At 38.3% G+C, this 17,855-nt stretch carries 20 protein-coding genes; 1 reads left to right on the top strand and 19 read right to left on the bottom strand.

Annotated features, from left to right (window positions below):
- Nucleotide 1: 1 nt before the first annotated feature.
- The 3 genes from POF52_RS01530 to POF52_RS01520 all read right to left on the bottom strand — a co-directional run bounded on the left by POF52_RS01530 (nt 2) and on the right by POF52_RS01520 (nt 2,422).
- Nucleotides 2-925: a PLP-dependent cysteine synthase family protein gene (locus tag POF52_RS01530; protein ID WP_034648836.1), complete on the bottom strand. Its 924-nt coding sequence runs from the start codon at nt 923-925 to the stop codon at nt 2-4.
- A gap of 142 nt (nt 926-1,067) precedes the next feature.
- Entirely contained in the window at nt 1,068-1,763 is a 696-nt protein-coding gene (gene mtnN / locus POF52_RS01525) for a 5'-methylthioadenosine/S-adenosylhomocysteine nucleosidase (protein WP_028411671.1), read from the bottom strand.
- Between the two features lie 17 nt (nt 1,764-1,780).
- The gene (locus tag POF52_RS01520) at nt 1,781-2,422 is read right to left on the bottom strand and encodes a class I SAM-dependent methyltransferase (RefSeq protein WP_013059274.1); all 642 of its coding nucleotides are present in this window, start codon (nt 2,420-2,422) and stop codon (nt 1,781-1,783) included.
- A gap of 138 nt (nt 2,423-2,560) precedes the next feature.
- On the opposite strand from POF52_RS01520, the gene POF52_RS01515 reads away from it, so the two are divergent.
- Entirely contained in the window at nt 2,561-2,776 is a 216-nt protein-coding gene (locus POF52_RS01515) for a DUF2536 family protein (RefSeq protein ID WP_013085082.1), read from the top strand.
- A gap of 13 nt (nt 2,777-2,789) precedes the next feature.
- Here the strand turns inward: POF52_RS01515 and POF52_RS01510 are convergent, their stop codons facing one another.
- The 16 genes from POF52_RS01510 to POF52_RS01435 all read right to left on the bottom strand — a co-directional run bounded on the left by POF52_RS01510 (nt 2,790) and on the right by POF52_RS01435 (nt 17,817).
- Entirely contained in the window at nt 2,790-3,455 is a 666-nt protein-coding gene (locus POF52_RS01510; RefSeq protein WP_013059276.1) for a YrrS family protein, read from the bottom strand.
- 117 nt (nt 3,456-3,572) lie between these two features.
- A complete protein-coding gene (locus POF52_RS01505; protein ID WP_271989346.1) occupies nt 3,573-5,339 on the bottom strand; it encodes a peptidoglycan D,D-transpeptidase FtsI family protein in 1,767 nt (588 codons plus the stop codon).
- A gap of 121 nt (nt 5,340-5,460) precedes the next feature.
- The gene (locus tag POF52_RS01500; protein ID WP_026106703.1) at nt 5,461-6,018 is read right to left on the bottom strand and encodes an isochorismatase family protein; all 558 of its coding nucleotides are present in this window, start codon (nt 6,016-6,018) and stop codon (nt 5,461-5,463) included.
- A 119-nt stretch (nt 6,019-6,137) separates the two neighbouring features.
- Nucleotides 6,138-6,614 (bottom strand): transcription elongation factor GreA, encoded by a 477-nt coding sequence (gene greA, locus POF52_RS01495; protein WP_013059279.1) that lies wholly within the window; start codon nt 6,612-6,614, stop codon nt 6,138-6,140.
- 218 nt (nt 6,615-6,832) lie between these two features.
- Entirely contained in the window at nt 6,833-7,468 is a 636-nt protein-coding gene (gene udk / locus POF52_RS01490) for a uridine kinase (RefSeq protein WP_013059280.1), read from the bottom strand.
- Between the two features lie 7 nt (nt 7,469-7,475).
- Entirely contained in the window at nt 7,476-8,738 is a 1,263-nt protein-coding gene (locus tag POF52_RS01485) for a peptidase U32 family protein (protein ID WP_271989342.1), read from the bottom strand.
- A gap of 39 nt (nt 8,739-8,777) precedes the next feature.
- Nucleotides 8,778-9,707 (bottom strand): peptidase U32 family protein, encoded by a 930-nt coding sequence (locus tag POF52_RS01480; protein WP_271989340.1) that lies wholly within the window; start codon nt 9,705-9,707, stop codon nt 8,778-8,780.
- On the bottom strand, nt 9,704-10,360 hold the full coding sequence (locus POF52_RS01475; RefSeq protein ID WP_013059283.1) for an O-methyltransferase: 657 nt from the start codon (nt 10,358-10,360) through the stop codon (nt 9,704-9,706). Before POF52_RS01475 ends, POF52_RS01480 begins: the two co-directional genes overlap by 4 nt.
- 181 nt (nt 10,361-10,541) lie before the next feature.
- Nucleotides 10,542-11,645 (bottom strand): endolytic transglycosylase MltG, encoded by a 1,104-nt coding sequence (gene mltG / locus POF52_RS01470; RefSeq protein WP_271989338.1) that lies wholly within the window; start codon nt 11,643-11,645, stop codon nt 10,542-10,544.
- 412 nt (nt 11,646-12,057) lie between these two features.
- Nucleotides 12,058-12,342 carry a DUF1292 domain-containing protein gene (locus tag POF52_RS01465; RefSeq protein ID WP_013059285.1) on the bottom strand — a complete coding sequence of 95 codons (285 nt, stop codon included), beginning with the start codon at nt 12,340-12,342 and terminating at the stop codon, nt 12,058-12,060.
- A gap of 154 nt (nt 12,343-12,496) precedes the next feature.
- Nucleotides 12,497-12,913 carry a Holliday junction resolvase RuvX gene (gene ruvX, locus POF52_RS01460; RefSeq protein WP_013059286.1) on the bottom strand — a complete coding sequence of 139 codons (417 nt, stop codon included), beginning with the start codon at nt 12,911-12,913 and terminating at the stop codon, nt 12,497-12,499.
- A complete protein-coding gene (locus tag POF52_RS01455; protein ID WP_013059287.1) occupies nt 12,914-13,183 on the bottom strand; it encodes an IreB family regulatory phosphoprotein in 270 nt (89 codons plus the stop codon).
- A gap of 84 nt (nt 13,184-13,267) precedes the next feature.
- Entirely contained in the window at nt 13,268-15,901 is a 2,634-nt protein-coding gene (alaS, locus tag POF52_RS01450; protein ID WP_271989334.1) for an alanine--tRNA ligase, read from the bottom strand.
- Between the two features lie 388 nt (nt 15,902-16,289).
- Nucleotides 16,290-17,351 carry an AI-2E family transporter gene (locus POF52_RS01445; RefSeq protein WP_013059290.1) on the bottom strand — a complete coding sequence of 354 codons (1,062 nt, stop codon included), beginning with the start codon at nt 17,349-17,351 and terminating at the stop codon, nt 16,290-16,292.
- 114 nt (nt 17,352-17,465) lie between these two features.
- A complete protein-coding gene (locus POF52_RS01440) occupies nt 17,466-17,600 on the bottom strand; it encodes a YrzQ family protein (RefSeq protein ID WP_013059291.1) in 135 nt (44 codons plus the stop codon).
- A 25-nt stretch (nt 17,601-17,625) separates the two neighbouring features.
- The gene (locus POF52_RS01435; protein WP_013059292.1) at nt 17,626-17,817 is read right to left on the bottom strand and encodes a hypothetical protein; all 192 of its coding nucleotides are present in this window, start codon (nt 17,815-17,817) and stop codon (nt 17,626-17,628) included.
- Nucleotides 17,818-17,855: the final 38 nt, after the last annotated feature.

The following is a 17,855-nucleotide window of genomic DNA, read 5'->3' as shown; positions in this document are numbered from 1 at the left end:
CTTATCTTCCTCCACTGTAAATATTTTTACTTAAGTACCGTTCGCTGCTATCGGGAAAAATAGTAACAATATGAGCGCCTTTTTCTGCATTTTTTGCTTCGAGCAGGGCTGCTTCGAAGGCTGCTCCTGAAGAGCTCCCTACTAGTAACCCTTCTTTTAAAGCCAGCTCTTTCACTCTTTGAAAAGCATAAACATCTTCAACAGTATGAATAGCATTAAAATAAGACCGATCCATATAATCAGGGATGAACTCCATTCCAATTCCTTCAGTTAAGTGAGGGCCGGATTTCCCACCGTTTAAAATCGAACCTTCTGGCTCAACAATGACTGCTTTTAGAGAAGGATTTTTTTCTTTCAAAAATTTTGCTGTACCCATAAATGTTCCACCTGTACCTGCTCCAGCTACAAACACGTCGATTTTTCCATCAAGCTGTTCATATATTTCTGGCCCTAAGGTTTTGTAATAAGTCATAGGATTGGCCGGATTAGCAAACTGCTGAGGACAATAAGAACCAGGTATTTCACGCAGCAGCTCTTGAGCCTTGTTTATAGCACCTTTCATACCAGCTTCAGTAGGTGTTTGAACCACAGTTGCCCCCAAAGCCTTCATAAGCTGCTGTTTTTCAATACTGAATTTTTCTGGAACACATAATATGACGTTTATTTCGTGCTGAAGAGCAGCTAAAGCCAGCCCAATCCCCGTATTTCCAGCAGTAGGCTCAATCACCGTTCCGCCTCGCTTCAGTCTTCCAGAGCTAAGAGCTTCTTTCAGCAGTTCTTTTCCTAAACGATCTTTTACACTTCCTCCTGGATTAACATATTCCAGTTTAGCAAATATCCTGATTTCTCTGGGTAAATCAAATTGTGTAATCTCAATCACAGGTGTGTTTCCAATCAATTCATGAACGTTTTTGGCTACCTTCATAATCTTGAACACCTCGCTAACGAATAATATAACTTAACTTATAAATAAAGTCGGAATTAAGGTAAAAATATAGTCTACACCCCATGTTATGATAAACGATGCAGAGTGTAGACGAAAACAAACTCTATATTTTACGAACAGCTTATTTTAATTTTGTAATAAAATTCAATACTAATTTCGTTGAATTAACAGCTGCTTTTTCTAAAAATTGCTCAAAAGAAACATTTGATTCTTTGCCGGCGATGTCAGAAAGAGCACGAAGAATAACAAACGGTACGCCAAATTGATAGCATACTTGAGCAACGGCCGCCGCTTCCATTTCAGCTGCATACAGGTCTGGAAACTTAGAGCGGACAAACTCTACGCGCACAGGATCGTTCATGAACGAATCCCCTGTAGCAATTAGTCCTTTTACAATTTTCATATCCGTTACTTCAAGAGCGCTTTCTTCAGCAAGACGAACTAGTTTTTCATCTGCTTTAAAAGCTGCAGGCAAGTTTGGTACTTGACCGTATTCATAGTTGAATACCGTTACATCTACATCATGATGACGAACTTCTGTTGAAATAACCGCATCTCCTACGTTTAACTCCGGATGGAAGCCGCCTGCTGATCCTGTATTAATAACGTAATCAGGTTTGAACTTTTCTAGTAAGATGGCTGTAGATAACGCCGCATTTACTTTTCCAATACCTGATTTTAATAATACAACCTCCACACCGCTGATTGTTCCTGTCGAGTATTCACATCCTGCGATTACTGTTTCTTGACGATTTTCAATTTTATCGCGTAAAATCGTCACTTCTTCTTCCATTGCTCCAATGATTGCTACTTTCATTTTAAAACCTCTTTCTACTATTGTTTCGTTGCCTCCAATACCCACACAAAGTGATTAAATTGTGTAAAGGTTATGTGAAAACCATTGCTTTCAAAGATTTGCTTTAAGACGGGAATCGTTGTATAGTATTCCCTCTCTAGATCTTCTGCTAGTTGCGTATACCCTTTTTGTTTTGCCTGAACAATGGTATCAGCAAATGAATCCGCTGTTTCAAACATTGTATCAGCAAACACTATTTTACCACCGGTTTGAAGTAACTTTCCATAGTTTATCACAGCTTCTTCTTTTTCTTTATCTGTTAAATGATGAAAAGCATACGTACTAACTAAGCTCTCTGCTGGAAACAATGATGTATCAAATTGTAAAAAGTCTCCTGGTGTGACTAAAACATCTGCCCCTAATTTCTGGTGTGCCAATTGTCTCATTGGTACTGAAGGTTCAATTCCTACTACAGTCAGTTCTTTTTCTAACAGTTTTTTTGTTAAGTTTCCAGTCCCTGTTCCAAATTCTATCACATGCCCTATTGAACGGTCTGCTACATACTCTAAAATTTCATTATAATTGCGAAACACTTCTCTATACTGTTCATCTTTCCCGCTTACCGATGCATCATACTCATTCGCCCACTTTTCAAAGATATCTAAAAACTCTAGACCCATAAAAAACGCCTCCTTATAACTAATAATTCTTATGGATATAGTATGTTTTTAGCTATCGTTTGTTCTTCATTTACAAATATTTTAAGCTTTTAACTTTCTATTTGCTATACTATAGTAATGAGGTAAGGAGGTCGTAAGATGAATTTTGAATTTGAAATGATTGAAGATAAAATAGAATTTTTTGAAGCGCCTGATGTTAAAATGCTTGAGAAACAAATTGCGGAAAAAATTGATCAAAATAAAGCGATTTTGCTTGAGGTGCATAGCGTATCTCATCAAATGTCTGTGGACTATGAACAAGGTAAAAAACTGTACTCTGCGGTTGTTCATTTCAAATTAAAAAAGCAGCGCTAGCGCGCTGCTTTTCTTATTGAAGCTTATCCACTACTGCGGGCTTCCAGCCTTCTCCATCTACCCATTCAATTTGAACGCGGTATTTTGTTGATGAGTTGCCTTTAGGACTAACCGTAGCTACGGCTTTACCTACGCCACCGTTATTCCCTAAACGCCATACGGTCATATTACTTGGGCTAATGCCTGACCCTTCGCCTACAGCTTTTAGCATTTCGTTCCAATCCGTTGATCCTTTTTTATAAGTTGCTGCAGGTGCATCTTGTGACGTACCTACTGAATCCCATGAAGGATCTACCTTGCGTTCTGCCACGCCAGGCTCTGGATTTTTCTCTACTTCAGCCTGTGAATCTGAGTCATTTGATTCTTCATCTGTTGCTTGATCATCTTCAGAGCTTTGGTCATCTTCAGAACTTTGATCGTCCGTTGCTTGATCATCTGTTGCTTGATCATCTTTCGAAGAATCATCGTCTTTTTTAGCCGTCTTGTCCGTTTTTTGGTCATTTGTTTGCGGATTGTTTTGAGTTGTTTCCGCTTGGTTATCCGATTTATCCTTGTTTCCAAGAATCATCGTACCACCGACAAATACAATTAAAACTGCTACGACAGCAATTAACAGATTATATAATCGGTTTACTTTTTTTTCTTTGTTTTCGTGTCTTGAAGAACGATTGTTATTCATTGCTACAATTTCCTCCAACTTTTATAATGCTTTATTCTAACATGTGTTTTCTTATACATGAAGCATCAAAATTTATTTGAAGTATATTTGTAATATTTTTTACAAATTCTTCTTGTTTTAACGTGTATTTAAGTCATACATCCCTTTAACAATATCATAAAATACGCTGTTTGTGGGAGATATCGCACTTTTTGTATTTAAATCCACTACTACCATTGCATATTTTGGATCATCTGCAGGAAAGTAACCCGCAAACCATTTATTGACGATATCGTCTTTCACATTGATTTCAGCAGTTCCTGACTTTCCTGCCACTTCATAAGGAAGCGTTTGAAATCTTCTTCCTGTTCCTTTTTCGCTCTGTACGACACCTTTTAAAAGCTGCTGCATAGAAGCAGCTGTGGCTTTATTAATGGTATCTCCTTTTAGCTTATGCTCTTTAAACGTATACAATGACGTGTTGTTTTTATACTCTAGCGCATCTACAGCTTTTACCTGTTTCTTTTCTCCTCCGCGTGCAATTGTCGCCATCATATTTGCTACTGCAAGCGGAGTCACTTTTACATCAAGCTGTCCAATTGCCGTTTGAGCTACAGCATTTGGTACTTTTTTTTCTCTTTCATTTGTCCAAACTCTTCCCGATTTTTCTCCTGAAAACTGCTTAAAATGTTCAAAATGAAACACATCACCCGTCCATCCTACAGGCTGAATAAGCCCTAACTTATCGGCATATTGTTCAAGGGTATTCGGATTAGATATTATCATTTCTTTTGCTAGCTGTGCAAACGTTGCATTACAACTTTGCGCGAAGCTTTCTTCAAACGTCAGCTGCCCTTTTTGATGATCTTCTTCTACATTATTGCCATAAATACTTTTATCGCAGTTATAGGTAAAAGAAGGCTGAATTTTATTTTGTTCAAGCGCTGCAGCTGCTGTTACGGTTTTAAATATAGATCCAGGAGTTTGTGGCGTCAGCAAACGATTTTCTACGCTGTCTGAACCATTTTGCTTTTTAAATGGATCTTTCTTATTAATCGAAGGCCTGCTGGCCATCGCAATTACTTTATTGTTTTTTATATCAATTAAGACGGCTCCTCCGTCTTTTAACTTATAATGATTTAATGTATTCTCCACTAGCTCCTGAGCATACAAATCAAGCGTCGTACGCACACTGACTGGATAATAAGGGTTAGCTGTGCCCGTGTATTTTACATCGATGCCAAACATAGGCCCACCTAGGCGATCAACATGATAAAGGAGCTTAGACTCCTGTTCCGGCAGCAAAAACTCGTCAAAAGCCCTCTGCATCCCTGAGATACCTACAGGCGTAGTTGATTTAATTGCTCCATTTTTCAATTTGTCACTATACTTCTCTTCAATTATTTGTCTGCTTTGTGCCTCTAGTCCGATTAAATGTTCAGCAAGAGGAACTGGACGCTCATCTTTTAGAGGAATTCCAAATACGCCAGGTACCTTTAATGCATTTATTCTTTCGACTTGTGCATGGGATAATTCTTTTGTAATAACAACCGGTGTTTTAGCATTCGCTAGTCTGTTCGTTAGTTCCTTTGGTTGCATTCCCACGATTTCACTTACTTGCTGAACAGGCCACTTCATTTTTTCTAAAAATGGAAACAGGACTAAGCGATTATGCGTGATAGATGTTAAAGACTGTCCATTTTTATCTTCAAATTTCCCTCGCCCGTCATCTACCACCATTTCCTGCGTACGCTGTTTTACGCTTCCTTCAATTAAGTTAATCTTTTTGTCAGTAAAAGATTCTGTGCTGACAAGCTGAAGTTGAACAAGCCGTGCTCCCAGTCCACTAATTAATAATAAAATAAAAATAAGAGTAATATAAATTCGCTTGTGAATTATTTTCATGACTACACCTCACTCTTTACAAGTGTCGACGTTGCCATTACTTTTAAAACCATTATCTTAAGAAATATTCATTCTTTTTTTCATTTCACAAAAAACTTGCTGATTCAGCAAGTTTTTATTATTAATTTTCTGTTAAAAATTGCTGAGTTGTTCTTAGCTTTCCTATTTTCGGAAAGATGTAAGAAAGAGTTGCTTCATGCTCTTCTTTTGTAAATGTCGCCATGGCATCCGTGATAAAAATTTGGTTATACCCATACTGAAATGCTTCACGAGCTGTGCTTTCCACACCAATATTTGTTGCAATTCCGCAAAGGACAATTGTATCAATTCCTCTTCGGCGAAGCTGAAGGTCTAAATCTGTCCCAAAAAAGGCTCCCCACTGACGTTTTGTCACAATATAATCATTCTCTTGAACATTAAGTCTTGGATCGAATTCCGCCCAGTCTGCAGGTCTTTCTTGAGGAGCAGATGGCTTTTGATCCGTTTCTGGCGTCAACGCATCTTTTCCATCTTGAAAATCTACTCGTACAAAACTAATAAATCCATTTTGTTCGCGGAAACGATTCACAAGCTGAACAGATTTCTCCACAATTTCGTCTCCTCCAATTGGAACAATCCCTTTTTGTAAATCAATTAAAACAAGCGCTGTTTTAGCAAAATCGATATCTTTCATTTTCATCTTTCCTTTCTTACATATCTTTTCTATTCTCTCCGCTTTTTAAAATCATATAAAAAAAGCTGACGCGTGTCAGCTTTTTTACTTACGAGCATTCAGTAGAACGCTTCCAACCAGATGTTTTACTTAACAGATACAATTTTCACTGACATATCTCCACCAGGAGTTTGAACAGTTACTTGATCTCCAATTTGTTTGCCCATTAGACTTTTAGCAATTGGCGAATCATTTGAAATTTTCCCTTCAAACGGATCTGCTTCTGCACTACCTACAATTGTATACGTTTCTTCATCACCATCTGGCAACTCTACAAATGTTACAGATTTACCTAATGATACAATAGAAGAGTTTTCTACATCTTCTTCAATAATTTTCGCATTGCGAATCATATTTTCAAGCGTTGTAATACGGCCTTCTACGAAAGCCTGCTCGTCTTTTGCAGAATCGTACTCAGAGTTCTCCGATAAATCTCCAAAACTGCGGGCGATTTTGATACGCTCTACAACTTCTTTACGTTTTACTGTTTTTAAATATTCTAGCTCTTGCTCTAGCTTTAGCTTTCCTTCTTCTGTCATTGGAAATACTTTTTCTTGTGCCATAATCCCTTCACTCCTTCTTGAACTCAAAATCTCTAGTGTATACAGTCCATTTCTGTATGTACAAAAAATTTTCCATTCTGTGGAAAAATCAGTTAATAGAGAAATGACAGCTTCAAAATAGAAGCTGCTCGTTTCTCTATTCTTTATAATGTTTGTGTTTAGTTAGCAGAATATGTCTGCATTGTCTTCAAAAAAATTCCTGCATCTATGCTATGTTATTATAAAATGGCATTTTGTTCAAGAATTGTTTGAATTTTAGTGACCATCAAGTCAATCGCTACGTGGTTTTGACCGCCTTCAGGAATGATAATATCTGCATAACGTTTTGTTGGTTCAACAAACTGATTATGCATCGGGCGAACGACAGATACGTATTGATCAACAACTGACTCAAGCGTACGCTCTCGTTCTTTAATATCACGAAGCATACGACGAATGATACGAAGATCCGCATCTGTATCTACGTATAGCTTGATATCCATTAAATTACGCAAGCGCTGATCTTCTAGTACAAGAATACCTTCTAAGATAATAACATCTTTTGGTTCTTCTCTAATTACCTTTTCAGAGCGCGTATGAATTGCGTAATCATATACCGGTTTGTCAATGCTCTCATAATTTAATAAGTTTTGCAAGTGTTCAATCAGCAAATCATTATCAAATGCTAAAGGATGATCGTAGTTTGTTTGCAAACGCTGTTCAAACGGTACATCGCTTTGATCTTTATAATAATAGTCTTGCTCAAGAAGCATAATAGAATGCCCTTTAAAATATTCATAAATAGCTTTGGTTACAGTTGTTTTACCAGAACCGGATCCACCAGCGATACCGATTACAACGGGCTTTTTCCCCATTTTATATTTAAATCCCCTTTCGCATCATGTTATATGAAAATAGAGGTTGGTCCACTTTAAATTTCACAATTTGCAGCGGATGACGCGCAGCATCTAGTTCTTTGCCATCTTCGTCCCAAATTTTATCTATTTTTTGCGTAAAGTTTTTAATTTCCGGACCGAAAAATTCCACTTCTTCTCCCGGTTTAAAATAGTTACGCTGTTGCAATGTCACGGTGCTTGTTTCTTCATCATAATTCAATACTAAACCAGCAAAATCAAATTTTGTTTTCTTGCCGTGTACGCCAAACATTTGCTCATCTACTCCAGGAACTCCTTCAAAAAAGGCAGGAGCCGTATCGCGGTTTGCACATTTGTCTAGCTCATCAAGCCATTCTTTTTGAATCACAAAATTCTCAGGATCTGCACAGTATGCGTCAATCACCTTGCGATACACGCTCACCACTGTTGCGATATAGTGAATCGACTTCATACGTCCTTCAATTTTTAAGCTATCAATACCCAGCTCAATCATTTGAGGGATAGATTGAATTAAATTTAAGTCTTTTGGACTCATTGCAAACGGATCGTCTTGCTCATCAAATAAAGCCGTTTCCGTTTTACCGTCTTCTACTTTAAATAAATCATAGTCCCAACGGCATGATTGACAGCAGCCTCCGCGGTTTGAATCACGCGCTGTCATATGGTTACTTAGCACGCAGCGGCCTGAATAAGCAATACACATCGCTCCGTGAATAAAAGCTTCAATTTCAATATCCACTTTTTCTTTCATTTCGCGCATTTCTTCAGCACCCGTTTCACGAGCAAGTACAACACGTTCTAATCCTTCTTCTTTCCAGAACTGAACGGCTTTCCAGTTTGAAAGTGATTGCTGCGTACTTAAATGTACTTCAAGCTTAGGTGCAACGCGTCGACAGGTTTCGATAATTAACGGATCAGCTACGATGATTCCAGAAACACCAGCGCGCTCTAATCCCATTAAATAATCTTCAAGTCCGTCCATATTTTCATTATGAGCAAAAATGTTTGTTGTAACATAAATACGTGCATCGTATTTGTTTGCAAACTGAACACCTTCTGCCATTTCTTCAAATGTAAAGTTATCTGCATTTGAACGAAGGCCAAACTCTTTTCCTCCGATAAACACAGCATCTGCTCCATAGTGTACGGCAACTTTTAATTTTTCAAGGTTACCGGCTGGAGCTAACAACTCAGGCTTCTTAGTAATAACTCGTTTACCTTCTACTACAGTATCGATTTGAACAGCCATCGTTTGTACCTCCTTTGTTTATCTTTCTTTGCATGCTTTTTAATATACCGTTTCTTTAAAGAAAAACCCTGTGTCTAACGGACGGTTAATCGGCTGCAAGATTTCAATTTCTTCTAACAAATCGTCTTTAACGTTTTCGTATTCTTCACGGTCATCTACACATAAATCAATCGCTTGACGATATTTTTTTGTTACTTCTAAAATATATTGCGGTGACTTTAATACGCCGTCAATTTTGAATACATCTACTTCAGCATCAATCATTTCGGAAAGCTCATCGATAATGCACATATCTTTTGGACTCATAATGTGCGTTCCATTTTCATCTTCGAAAATTGGATACTTATTGTTTCGCTCATTATCAAGTAAAAACATATCTTTTTCTACTTTACGATTTTCAATTTCCATGACTTTTCCTTGATACTCAAAGTAGTTGCCAAGAAGTGAACGTTTTGATTGGAACATACACGTCATGCCATGCACCTGAACTTCAATTTCTACTTCGGCTTTTTCTTTGATATCAATGATGCTATCCATGCTTAGCTCACGAGCAAGAACTGCGCGCTTAGCTCCTTTACGCCCCCAGTAGTTACATGAATACCAGTTTGTGCCCGTTGTTTCAGTACTCCAGTGCATCTTCATTTCTGGAGCTGTTTCACGCACTGCCATCAATACAGCAGGATCTCCAAATACAATCGCATCCACGCTTGCTTCTTTTAAGAATAAAATATATTCATTTAGTTCGGCGATTTTATCATTGTGAAATAGTCCGTTCATCGCTACGTAGACTTTTGCATTATGCTGATGAGCAATATTTACAGCTTCTACGATATCTTCACGTTTGAATTCACCTGCTAAACGCAAACCGTAGCGCTGTTCACCAACCATAACAGCTGTTGCTCCAGCTTGTAGTAATGATTCAATTTCCGAAACTGCAGTGGGTGTCACTAATAGTTCTGGTTTTTTCATTCTTGGTCACCTCTTTTAATACTAATCGCGATTCCGTCTCCAATAGGGAGAATAGTTGTATAATAATCGGGATGATTCATCAGCCACGTATTGTATGCCTGAATTTTTTTAATTAAGCTGCGGCGTCGACGTGTTTCTACTTCGGCCAAATCGGTCGCTACGTGACCTTTAAATAGTACGTTATCCGAAATAATCATTCCTTTAGAAGACAGCATCGGCTCATAATGTTCAAAAAAACGCTGATACTGACCTTTAGCTGCATCAATAAAAACTGCATCATAAGGACCATGACGTTCAATCTCATCTCTAAGCTCTAGTGCATCTCCAAACAACGACACAATTTTATCTTGTTTTCCCGCCCGTTCAATAAATTCTTGCGCTTTTTGGTAACGCTCTTCATTTCGTTCTACCGTAACCACTCGTGCCTCTGGAAGCGCATGGGTCATTCGAATAGACGAATATGCAATCGCTGTTCCAATTTCTAATATATGTTTTGGCTGATGAAGACGAAGAATTTGCAATAGCGTTTCAACACCAATCAATTCCATAATCGGAACGTGATGTTCTTTTGCATAAGCTTCCATTTCTTCAATAAGCTCCTGGCGCTTAGGAATAAGCTTTTCCACATACTGCTCTACGTTTTGTAAAAGCAAAACACTTCCTCCGTTCTCAGAAGTACATTTTACATTATGTTTTCATAACGTTTCATTACTGCAAAATAGTAAGACAACTAGTCTATTATAAGTTTTTTTCGGTTTTACGTAAACCCGATATATTTTAACATAAAAGATGGGGAATGCGAAGTATCGCGATTCCCCAATTTTAAATTCCCACTTATTTTTCGGTATTTTGCTTTTCTTTACCTGTAATATGCTTGGCTTTTTCTTTGTTATGTTCTTCTAACGTTTTGGTAAAAATAACTTTCCCTTCAGGTGTGGCCAAGAAGTATAAATAATCTGTATTGGCTGGATGTAACGCAGCTTTGATTGACATCAAACCAGAGCTGGCAATTGGTCCTGGAGGCAACCCTTTTACTTTATACGTATTGTAAGGAGAGTCCACTTCTAAATGCTTATAGAACACGCGGTCTTTATGCTCTCCTAAGGCATATAAGACGGTTGGATCCGTTTGAAGCGGCATATTTTTTTCAAGGCGATTATAAAAGACGCTGGCAATTTTTTCTCGGTCGACTTTTGCAGTTGCTTCCTCTTCAATCAGAGAAGACATGGTTAACAATTTATGTGCACTGAATTTTTTCTTCTCCATTTGCCCACTGTACTGACCTAATACATTATTTGTTTTCCCTACCATTTTATCCAATATTTCATCTAACGACACGTTTTTATCATAAAAATCATACGTAACGGGATATAAATAACCTTCTAGCGGATGTTTAATATCTTTTTGCATCACTTCATCCGTTACTAAATCTGGATATTTTTCTTTCATTTTATTGACGAATGCCTTATCGTCTAGCTTTTTCATGACTTCGTCTTTTGTAAACTTTGTATTTTTAGCAATGATACCAGCAATTTCGACAAGCTGACGTCCTTCTGGAATGGTGACACGAATATCAGGTTGTTTTGAAACCTCGCCTTTTTCCATTTTTTCAACCATTTCCCCTAAGCTCATGGAAGGAGAAAATAAATACGTTCCAGCTTGAAATCCAGACACATGGGTTAATTTTACGTAATAGCGAAATGCACTTTTGCTTTTAATTAAATCTTCTTTTTGCAATACCGTACCAATCGATTGGACGGAAGAACCTTGTGGAATGGTCACATTTACTTTTTTATTGCTGTTTCGATCCACGGGCGTTAAGCGGGATTGAGCATAGAAAAATGCACCGCCAACTAGTAAAAGAAGTACGATAATTGTAATAAAAATAACTCGTTTTTTTCTTGAACGATTAGGTGGTAAAAATGTTTGTTGCGACAAGCAGCTTCCTGGTTAAATCTACTTCTGTAAAAGAAGATACAACCAGTTTCACCTCTTTTCTTCTTGATTTTTTATAAGTATGAACAGAGAGGAGACATGAGATTGCGATTCATTCGTATCGCCTATAGGTGTGAGATGGTATCGCTTCCTTAAACTCTCGCCTCTTCTAAAATTTTTCCATGATTTATGTTATTGTCTGCCCAAAGTCTAGTTTCATCCGTTCAAACAATGAATTCTTTTATTAAAATGCACTCTCACACGCAGGAATTATTATACTACAATTTATCTTATTTTTCGTCATTATCATACAATCTGCCCTAAGAATGCAAGGAAAAACCTTTTTATATCTAAAAAGCACAGCCGCTATGTAAAAAAAAGCTGATAACGATTGTCATCAGCTTTTTCACTATAATTATTCGCCTTCTTCGTCAAGGAATGTATTAACCATTTCCTCAACCATGTCCCACTCTTCTTCTGTTTCAATCGGTTGTAGCTCACCGTCTTGACCATCTTCACTTGGTGTGAAAGCAGATGCATGAATTTCAATTTCCTCTTCATCATCTTGGTCTGCTCCGATTGGATAGTAAATTACATATGATTTGTTATATTGATCAGAATCAAATGTGAATAAAATTTCGCATAGCTGCTCATTTCCATTCTCATCGACGATTGTAATTTTATTTTCTTCTACGCTCATGTTTGCACCTCATTTTATATTGTAAGCTCTTAGCTTAACTTTTTCTTCAGTGAAAAGCAAGCCGTTCAGTTATTTCACTTCCCTTTTACGTACAAAAGAATATGCAAAAGGGAAATTCATAACTTTTCAGCTGAGGCAAAGCCTGCTGCTTTTCTTACTGCTTGCTGTCTAAGTATCCTTGAAGAATCATAACAGCTGCCATTTTATCGATTACTTTTTTGCGTTTCTTGCGGCTTACATCGGCAGACAGCAGTACTCGCTCTGCTGCCATCGTCGACAAGCGCTCGTCCCACATCATCGTTTCAATGTTAAGTTTTTCTTTGACGTTGTCAGCAAACTCAATGCACGCTTCGCCTCGGGGGCCAATCGTACCATTCATATTTTTAGGAAGACCCACTACGATTTTCTCTACGGAATATTCGTCAATTAGCTGCTGTAAACGAGGATATGATTGCTCCATCTGCTCATCTGCAATTTTAATTGTTTCAATTCCTTGCGCTGTCCATCCCATTTCATCACTAACTGCCACACCAATTGTTTTGGTTCCTACATCTAATCCTAATACGCGCATTTATGAATCCTTTCGATGCTGTTGTAAATAAGATTTAACAAGTTCTTCAATGAGCTCGTCTCGCTCTAACTGGCGAATTGTGTTTCTCGCATCGTTATGACGAGGAATGTAAGCAGGGTCTCCTGATAACAAATACCCAACGATTTGGTTGATCGGGTTGTAGCCTTTTTCTTGCAGTGCGTCATAAACCGTAAACAATACTTCATGTACGTTTGTTTCAGCTGGCTCATCTTGAAAATTAAATTGCATGGTTTTATCAAATGAACTCACGGTCCCACCTCACTCTCTTAATTTGTGAACACATTGTGCACTATGCTAAGTCTTATTTATATTGTACACCAAGAAAGAGGAGAATTAAACGGATTTAACCCATTCTTCTACAGTGCCAAGTGCTTTTTCAATTTGGCTAGCGTCTTTTCCTCCAGCTTGCGCCATGTCAGGACGTCCGCCTCCGCCTCCGCCGCAAATCGTCGCTACTTCTTTAACAAGTTTGCCAGCATGATGGCCTTTAGCAATTAAATCTTTTGTTACACCTGCAATAATATTTACCTTTTCACCTTGTGGAGAAGCTAATACGATTACAGCGGATTCTAATTTTTGTTTTAAATCGTCAACCATTGCACGAAGATTATTCATATCCGTTGCATTCACTTTCGCTGCTAGTACATTCACACCATTAATGTTTTGCACACGGTCAACGAGATTGCCAGCTTCAATATTGCCAAGCTTTGTAGATAGTGAATCATTTTCACGCTGAAGATTACGAATTTCTTCTAGTAATCCTTCAACGCGCCCTACTAAATCACGCGGGTTGGATTTTACTTTTGCCGCAGCTTCTTTTAGTAAGCCTACTTGATCGTTCATTAACTGATAGGCAGCTTTTCCAGTTACAGCTTCAATGCGTCGAGTACCTGCACCGATTCCCGATTCTGATACAATTTTAAATAAACCGATAACAGACGTGTTTGGCACGTGACATCCACCACATAATTCTAAGCTGTAGTCGCCTACTTGTACTACGCGCACGATATCTCCGTATTTCTCACCGAATAGCGCCATTGCACCCATCGCTTTTGCTTCGTCAATTGCTTTGTTTTCAATTTGTACAGAGATACTGTCCCAAATCTTTTCATTAACGATTTGTTCAATTTTCTCGAGCTCTTCTTGTGTCACTTGACCAAAGTGAGAGAAGTCAAAGCGCAAGCGATCCGCTGTTACTAAAGAACCCGCTTGATTAACATGCGTTCCTAACGTATCTTTTAATGCTTGATGCAATAAATGCGTTGCCGTATGGTTTTTCACAATCGCACTGCGGTTTTCTTCATCAAGCGTCGCCGTATATGTTTCACCTTTTACAAGCTCACCGTTTGTTACAGCTACCGTTTGGACATTTTGGCCGTTTGGCGCTTTTTGAACGTCTTTTACTTCCGCTGTTCCTGCAGCACTTTGGATCATACCTTGGTCCGCAATTTGACCGCCGCTTTCTGCATAGAATGGCGTGTGGCTTAAGATGACTTGCGCTTCTGTTCCAGCTTCAGCGCGGTCAACAAGCTCACCGTCTACAATAATTGCTTCAACAACTGTTTCTACTTCATTTTTATCATAGCCAACAAACTCACTTGCAACAGTTACTTCACCAAGTACGCCGCCTTGAACTTGCATAGAACTAGAATCTTGACGAGCAGCACGCGCACGCTCACGCTGTGCCTCCATTTCACGTTCAAAACCTGCATGATCAATTTTCATGTTCTCATCTTCTGCATATTCTTCCGTTAATTCAACAGGGAAGCCATATGTGTCATATAAACGGAAAACATCTTCCCCTTGTACCGTATCACTGTTTTGCGCTTTTTCTTTTTTAATAACGGTTGCCAAAATAGCTAGTCCGTCATTTAACGTTTCGTGAAAACGCTCTTCTTCATTTTTTACTACGCGCTGGATAAAATCCGTTTTTTCCTTTACTTCCGGATAGAAATCAACCATGATTTCACCGACTACCGGCACTAGCTCGTACATGAACGGACGATTAATGTTTAACTTTTTAGCATAGCGAACTGCTCGGCGTAACAAACGGCGCAGCACATACCCACGGCCTTCATTTGAAGGAAGCGCGCCATCACCTACAGCAAATGTTACTGTACGAATATGGTCAGCAATGACTTTAAATGCCGTATCTTGCTCATCATTTGTACGATATTTAGCGCCTGAAATGTTTTCTGTTGCTTCAATAATCGGCATAAACAAATCTGTATCAAAGTTTGTTTGCACGTCTTGAATAACAGAAACCATACGCTCTAAGCCCATTCCCGTATCGATGTTTTTCTTTGGAAGCGGCGTGTACGTGCCATCAGGATTGTGATTAAATTGAGAAAATACAAGGTTCCAAATTTCTAAATAGCGCTCATTTTCTCCACCTGGATATAATTCCGGATCAGTTAGGTCATTTCCATATGCTTCTCCGCGATCATAAAAGATCTCTGTATTTGGACCACTTGGACCTTCTCCGATATCCCAGAAATTACCTTCCAAACGAATGATGCGCTCTTTAGGCACGCCCATTTTTTCATTCCAAATCTTAAATGCTTCTTCATCTTCAGGGTGAACTGTTACAGATAGCTTATCTGCGTCGAATCCAATCCATTTATCGCTCGTTAAGAATTCCCATGCCCATTGGATTGCTTCTTCTTTGAAATAATCACCGATAGAGAAATTGCCAAGCATTTCAAAAAACGTATGATGGCGAGCCGTTTTGCCTACATTTTCGATATCGTTTGTACGAATGGATTTTTGTGCGTTACAAATACGTGGATTTTGAGGAATAACACGACCATCAAAATATTTTTTTAATGTAGCTACTCCACTGTTAATCCATAATAAAGATGGATCTTCATGCGGGACTAAAGATGCGCTTGGTTCTACATCATGGCCTTTTTCTTTAAAGAAATCTAAATACATTTGACGAACTTGTGCTGACGTCAGTTTTTTCATGATTGGTCCTCCTTTAATACTCTTCTTATTTATAGACAAAAAAATGATGACATAAAAGCATCTATTTTCTCTGTGTACAAAAGCAATTGCTAGTTATTTGCACACAAAAAAACTCTCATCCCTGTAGCAGGGACGAGAGTTGAACTCGCGGTACCACCCTGATTATAAATGCCTAAAGCACTTATCACCTTCATAGCGTTAACGTTGCTGACACGGCAGGTTTTAGCCTGCACTCTGGACTAGCGTTCAGCTGCTCTTTGTTTAGCGCTTCTTTCAGCCAAGGAAGCCCTTCTCTAAAAACCAGTGTGCAACGTACTCGATCCATCATTGTGTTTAAAATATGTAGCGTTTTCTTATGGCGATATTATGACAAATTAACCGCTCTTTGTCAATGTTTGAGCGTATAAGAGCGGATATGCAAAATAGATATTTTAATGACTGCTAAAATTGGCACAGCCAAAATGAGACCCAATACTCCTCCAAATTCTCCTCCTAAAAGGAGCGCAAGCATGATAAACAAAGGATGAATATGAAGGCTCTTTCCTACGATAAGCGGAGACAGCACATTTCCCTCTAGAAACTGCAGCACAAAGATTATAATGACAATGGTAATAACCAACTTTATCGAGATTGTGGCTGCAATAATAGCCGCTGGAACCGCACCAATAATCGGGCCAAAATAAGGAATGATATTCGTTACACCAATAATGAAGCCTAAAAGAAGTGCATAAGGTACATGAAAGAACCACAGTGCTGCCGTGGCAATCACACCAATAATGAGACAAACAAAAAATTGCCCTCTAATATAATTGCCGAGCGATTCATTCACATCCGATAAAAAACGTTCGCCTGGTTTGTGCCACTTTTTAGGCGTGACATAAGCTGTTGCTTTCTTAATAGAGGAAAAATCCTTCAGCATATAAAAAACAATAAATGGAATAATGATTAAAATCAAAAAAGAGGTAATCAATGACTTTAATCCCTCGGCCACTTTTGTAAGCCACACGTTGAGCGTAGCCTCTACATCATCAATGCTGCCTTCAATTTTCTCATGTACACCGTTTGGAAGTGAAGTTGTACGATCATGAATCGATTCTACCCAATGTCTATATGTATTCGTAAAATGAGGCAGCTGTTCGTTTAAATCTTTTACTTGTTCCACAAAAATAGGGTACGACTTATAGGCTCCAAACCCAATTCCTCCAAAAAAGATGATGTAGATCAGTAAAATAGCTAGAGGACGAGGCACGCCTTTATCATGCGTTTTTTCAATAAGCGGATGAAGTAAATATGTAATGAATGCTGCAATAAAAAAAGGCAGCAGTGCTTTTAAAAACATGTAAATAACAGGAAGCCATAAAAACTGGACTTTAAAAAAGACTAATATGCACAGCAGCGCTAATAACAGCAGTCCGAATCTATAGAACCATTTGAATGAACTATCTTTCAACGTAAACTCCTCCTCTCTTCTATTTTTTGATAAAGAAAGGAGTTTATACATGCTGTTGTCTCTTCTGCCTGCAAAAAAGCACTATTGCAGCTCAGTGCAATAGTGCTTTTTTTATTAGTGAATAGCTTTCATCATACGTTTACGCATTTTTTTCATATTTCTTTTTGTAAACATCTCTCGATCATCTGCCATTTTAAATGCATAAGCTCCAAGACCGAAAGCGACTACTGACGGAATGATTCTGCCCATTGCTCTTCCTCCCGGTAAAAAAGAATTAGAAATTAATTGTGCGCTCGTCGTCTGAGAACAAATCATCAAGCGAGCTCAATGTTCCATCTTCTTCTACTTGGTGAGTATTAATTTGTCCTTTTGAAATAGTCATTTCAATAAAACAATTCCAGCAGTAATACTGATTTACACCAATTTTGCCAACGTCAATACTTTTACAGTTTGGACATTTAAACAAAGTCGACACCTCTTTATACGTTCTACTTATATAAACGC

The sequence above is a fragment of the Priestia sp. AB genome (genome assembly GCF_028369225.1).
Lineage (GTDB): Bacteria > Bacillota > Bacilli > Bacillales > Bacillaceae_H > Priestia > Priestia megaterium.
This window is presented reverse-complemented; position numbering and strand designations above follow the sequence as displayed.